Origin of the sequence: Pengzhenrongella frigida (assembly GCF_004168625.1) — a bacterium.
GTDB classification, from domain to species: domain Bacteria; phylum Actinomycetota; class Actinomycetes; order Actinomycetales; family Cellulomonadaceae; genus Pengzhenrongella; species Pengzhenrongella frigida.
The window spans coordinates 1-5,718 of sequence record NZ_SDWW01000085.1; the positions used below are offsets into that span (position 1 = coordinate 1).

Consider the following 5,718-nt stretch of genomic DNA (forward strand, 5'->3'; position numbering starts at 1 on the left):
GCGAGACGGTGGCTGGTCCCGGAAGGCAACCACCCCATGTCGACTGTTTCTCGGCGCTGTTGCGTCGGGGTACTGTTGCGGGGGTCGAACTCATGAGCTTCGAAGAGGTCCGCTGAGATGCGGGTTTGCTTGGAGCGGGAAGTTCGGGTAAGTTTGAACGGTTGCCTCGCGGCGGGTTGAAAGGCCCTGAGCGATGCGCGTTCGTTCCTTGAGAACTCAACAGCGTGCCAAATATAGTAGTCGATGCCATTTGGTTCATCGGCTGGTGGGGTCGGGCCTTTGGTCTGGTCGTGCTGGTCGGATGGATTTTATTGGCTGAAACAGGCGCACATCTTCCGTCAGTGGGGGTGTGTGTTTTATTGGTCAGTTCAACTGGTCCCTTCGGGGGTCATTTCGTGTTGTCGGTTTCCTTGCTGCTTCGGTGGTGAGGGGCTTATAGACATTTACGGAGAGTTTGATTCTGGCTCAGGACGAACGCTGGCGGCGTGCTTAACACATGCAAGTCGAACGGTGATATCAGGGCTTGCTCTGGTTGATCAGTGGCGAACGGGTGAGTAACACGTGAGTAACCTGCCCCTGACTCTGGGATAACTTCGGGAAATCGGAGCTAATACCGGATATGAGACGTCCTCGCATGGGGAGCGTCTGGAAAGATTTATCGGTCTGGGATGGACTCGCGGCCTATCAGCTTGTTGGTGAGGTAATGGCTCACCAAGGCGACGACGGGTAGCCGGCCTGAGAGGGCGACCGGCCACACTGGGACTGAGATACGGCCCAGACTCCTACGGGAGGCAGCAGTGGGGAATATTGCACAATGGGCGAAAGCCTGATGCAGCGACGCCGCGTGAGGGATGAAGGCCTTCGGGTTGTAAACCTCTTTCAGCAGGGAAGAAGCGAAAGTGACGGTACCTGCAGAAGAAGCGCCGGCTAACTACGTGCCAGCAGCCGCGGTAATACGTAGGGCGCAAGCGTTGTCCGGAATTATTGGGCGTAAAGAGCTCGTAGGCGGTTTGTCGCGTCTGCTGTGAAAACTCGAGGCTCAACCTCGGGCTTGCAGTGGGTACGGGCAGACTAGAGTGCGGTAGGGGAGACTGGAATTCCTGGTGTAGCGGTGGAATGCGCAGATATCAGGAGGAACACCGATGGCGAAGGCAGGTCTCTGGGCCGCAACTGACGCTGAGGAGCGAAAGCATGGGGAGCGAACAGGATTAGATACCCTGGTAGTCCATGCCGTAAACGTTGGGCACTAGGTGTGGGGCTCATTCCACGAGTTCCGTGCCGCAGCTAACGCATTAAGTGCCCCGCCTGGGGAGTACGGCCGCAAGGCTAAAACTCAAAGAAATTGACGGGGGCCCGCACAAGCGGCGGAGCATGCGGATTAATTCGATGCAACGCGAAGAACCTTACCAAGGCTTGACATATACCGGAAAAGTGCAGAGATGTGCTCCCCGCAAGGTCGGTATACAGGTGGTGCATGGTTGTCGTCAGCTCGTGTCGTGAGATGTTGGGTTAAGTCCCGCAACGAGCGCAACCCTCGTCCTATGTTGCCAGCGGGTCATGCCGGGGACTCATAGGAGACTGCCGGGGTCAACTCGGAGGAAGGTGGGGATGACGTCAAATCATCATGCCCCTTATGTCTTGGGCTTCACGCATGCTACAATGGCCGGTACAAAGGGCTGCGATACCGCGAGGTGGAGCGAATCCCAAAAAGCCGGTCTCAGTTCGGATTGGGGTCTGCAACTCGACCCCATGAAGTCGGAGTCGCTAGTAATCGCAGATCAGCAACGCTGCGGTGAATACGTTCCCGGGCCTTGTACACACCGCCCGTCAAGTCACGAAAGTCGGTAACACCCGAAGCCGGTGGCCCAACCTTTTCGGAGGAGGGAGCTGTCGAAGGTGGGACTGGCGATTGGGACTAAGTCGTAACAAGGTAGCCGTACCGGAAGGTGCGGCTGGATCACCTCCTTTCTAAGGAGCTCTGGCACCTGGCTTCCGCCTGTAGTGGGTGGGGGTCGGTGTCCAGGCCTGTGCCTCGGCCGAACGCGTCGGGGGCAGTGCTCACGGGTGGAACATCGACTATGGCTGATCGCTTCGGTGGTCGGTGGCTAGTACTCGTCTTGGGTTCGCCTGGGGGGATGGAACGTTGCCGGTTGCCTGTGGGGTGAGGGGTCTTGGCACGCTGTTGGGTCCTGAGGGAACGGACGAGAGTCCTTCTTTCAGGTCATCAGCTCCTCGAGGTCTGGGGAGGGTGACTGCTAGCGGATCACATGAGGACCGGTCAACGCCGGCTCGCACTGCTTGCCACTTCGGTGGCCGGCGGCGCAGGAGTCGGTGCGGTGTGGAGTGTGGGACCGCCCGTAGCTTGAGAACTGCACAGTGGACGCGAGCATCTTTGTAAGAATTATTGTGGTCAAGTTTTTAAGGGCACATGGTGGATGCCTTGGCACTAGGAGCCGAAGAAGGACGTTGTAGCCTGCGATAAGCCTCGGGGAGTTGGCAAACGAACCGTGATCCGAGGATCTCCGAATGGGGAAACCCCGCTGGAGTCATGTCCAGTGACCCGCACCTGAATATATAGGGTGTGTGGAGGGAACGTCGGGAAGTGAAACATCTCAGTACCGACAGGAAGAGATATTCCGTGAGTAGTGGCGAGCGAAAGCGGAACAGGCCAAACCGATTGCGTGTTAAAGCTGGCAGGCGTTGCGTAGTCGGGGTTGTGGGACCTTTCAGTTGATTCTGCCGGATCGACAGGGAGTCAGAAAGTCGCGTCATAGTCGAAGGGCATTGAAAGGCCCGGCACAGAGGGTGTGACCCCCGTAGACGAAATGGCGTGGCCTCCCGAAGGGGATCCCAAGTAGCACGGGGCCCGAGAAATCCCGTGTGAATCTGGACAGACCACTGTCTAAGCCTAAATACTACCTAGTGACCGATAGCGGACAAGTACCGTGAGGGAAAGGTGAAAAGTACCCCGGGAGGGGAGTGAAATAGTACCTGAAACCGTGTGCCTACAATCCGTTGGAGCCTCCCTAGCAGGGGTGACAGCGTGCCTTTTGAAGAATGAGCCTGCGAGTTAGTGGTATGTGGCGAGGTTAACCCGTGAGGGGCAGCCGTAGCGAAAGCGAGTCCGAATAGGGCGATTCAGTCGCATGCTCTAGACCCGAAGCGGAGTGATCTAGCCATGGGCAGGTTGAAGCGCGGGTAAGACCGCGTGGAGGACCGAACCCACTTGGGTTGAAAACCGAGGGGATGACCTGTGGTTAGGGGTGAAAGGCCAATCAAACTCCGTGATAGCTGGTTCTCCCCGAAATGCATTTAGGTGCAGCGTCACGTGTTTCTTGCCGGAGGTAGAGCTACTGGATAGCGGATGGGCCCTACAAGGTTACTGATGTTAGCCAAACTCCGAATGCCGGTAAGTGAGAGCGTGGCAGTGAGACTGCGGGGGATAAGCTCCGTTGTCGAGAGGGAAACAGCCCAGACCACCAGCTAAGGCCCCCAAGCGTATGCTAAGTGGGAAAGGATGTGGAGTTGCACAGACAACCAGGAGGTTGGCTTAGAAGCAGCCACCCTTGAAAGAGTGCGTAATAGCTCACTGGTCAAGTGATTCCGCGCCGACAATGTAGCGGGGCTCAAGCATACCGCCGAAGCTGTGGCATTCAGATAATAACCAGGCCTTCGTGGTCCAGGTGTCTGGATGGGTAGGGGAGCGTCGTGTGGGCAGTGAAGTCGCGGGGAAACCCAGCGGTGGAGCCCACACGAGTGAGAATGCAGGCATGAGTAGCGAAAGACGGGTGAGAAACCCGTCCGCCGAATGATCAAGGGTTCCAGGGCCAGGCTAATCCGCCCTGGGTAAGTCGGGACCTAAGGCGAGGCCGACAGGCGTAGTCGATGGACAACGGGTTGATATTCCCGTACCGGCGAAGAACCGCCCATACCGAGCCCGGTGATGCTAAGCACCTGAAGCCGTCTAGATCCCTTCGGGGGCGTGACGGGGGAGCGTGCGATCCGAACCGATATTAGGTAAGCGTATTAACAGGGGTGACGCAGGAAGGTAGCTCAGCGTGGCGATGGTAGTCCACGTCCAAGGTCGTAGGGTGAGAGGTAGGCAAATCCGCCTCTCGTATAGCCTGAGAACTGATGGTGACCGCTTATGCGGGATGATTGAGTGATCCTATGCTGCCAAGAAAAGCCTCGGCGCGAGGTTCTAGCCGCCCGTACCCTAAACCGACTCAGGTGATCAGGTAGAGAATACTAAGGCGATCGAGAGAATCATGGTTAAGGAACTCGGCAAAATGCCCCCGTAACTTCGGGAGAAGGGGGGCCTGAGGCGTGAACCCACTAGCTGGGGAAGCGTTCGAAGGCCGCAGAGACCAGGGAGAAGCGACTGTTTACTAAAAACACAGGTCCGTGCGAAGTCGCAAGACGATGTATACGGACTGACGCCTGCCCGGTGCTGGAAGGTTAAGAGGACGGGTCAGCCGCAAGGCGAAGCTCAGAATTTAAGCCCCAGTAAACGGCGGTGGTAACTATAACCATCCTAAGGTAGCGAAATTCCTTGTCGGGTAAGTTCCGACCTGCACGAATGGCGTAACGACTTCTCCGCTGTCTCAACCGTGAACTCGGCGAAATTGCACTACGAGTAAAGATGCTCGTTACGCGCAGCAGGACGGAAAGACCCCGGGACCTTTACTATAGTTTGGTATTGGTGTTCGGTGCGGCTTGTGTAGGATAGGTGGGAGACTGTGAAGCCGGCACGCCAGTGTCGGTGGAGTCAACGTTGAAATACCACTCTGGTCGCTCTGGATATCTAACCTCGGTCCGTAATCCGGATCAGGGACAGTGCCTGATGGGTAGTTTAACTGGGGCGGTTGCCTCCTAAAATGTAACGGAGGCGCTCAAAGGTTCCCTCAGCCTGGTTGGCAATCAGGTGTCGAGTGCAAGTGCACAAGGGAGCTTGACTGTGAGACTGACAGGTCGAGCAGGGACGAAAGTCGGAACTAGTGATCCGGCGGTGGCTTGTGGAAGCGCCGTCGCTCAACGGATAAAAGGTACCCCGGGGATAACAGGCTGATCTTGCCCAAGAGTCCATATCGACGGCATGGTTTGGCACCTCGATGTCGGCTCGTCGCATCCTGGGGCTGGAGTAGGTCCCAAGGGTTGGGCTGTTCGCCCATTAAAGCGGTACGCGAGCTGGGTTTAGAACGTCGTGAGACAGTTCGGTCCCTATCCGCTGCGCGCGCAGGAAACTTGAGAAGGGCTGTCCCTAGTACGAGAGGACCGGGACGGACGAACCTCTGGTGTGCCAGTTGTTCCGCCAGGAGCACGGCTGGTTAGCTACGTTCGGAAGGGATAACCGCTGAAAGCATCTAAGCGGGAAGCCTGCTTCAAGATGAGGTTTCCACGGGGCTTGCCCCGAGAGGCTCCCAGCTAGACCACTGGGTAGATAGGCCGGATGTGGAAGCGGGGACTGAAGACCCGTGAAGCTGACCGGTACTAATAAGCCGATAACTTGACACACTTACACTGTGCTACGCGTCCACTGTGCGGTTCCCGAGATACGGTCGGGAATTCACCGCAACCTGATATCTCCATAGAGTTACGGCGGTCATAGCGAGGGGGAAACGCCCGGTCCCATTCCGAACCCGGAAGCTAAGCCCCTCTGCGCCGATGGTACTGCACGGGAGACTGTGTGGGAGAGTAGGTCGCCGCCGGACAACCATT

Annotated in this window: 3 rRNA genes; all 3 read left to right on the forward strand. The window is 57.2% G+C overall.

Annotated features, from left to right (window positions below):
• Positions 1-442 precede the first annotated feature (442 nt).
• The 3 genes from EUA98_RS19140 to rrf all read left to right on the forward strand — a co-directional run bounded on the left by EUA98_RS19140 (position 443) and on the right by rrf (position 5,711).
• Positions 443-1,968, forward strand: a 16S ribosomal RNA gene (locus tag EUA98_RS19140).
• A gap of 440 nt (positions 1,969-2,408) precedes the next feature.
• Positions 2,409-5,514, forward strand: a 23S ribosomal RNA gene (locus EUA98_RS19145).
• Positions 5,515-5,594: 80 nt separating this feature from the next.
• Positions 5,595-5,711 (forward strand): 5S ribosomal RNA (gene rrf, locus EUA98_RS19150).
• Together the 16S, 23S and 5S rRNA genes form the textbook arrangement of a ribosomal RNA operon.
• Positions 5,712-5,718: the final 7 nt, after the last annotated feature.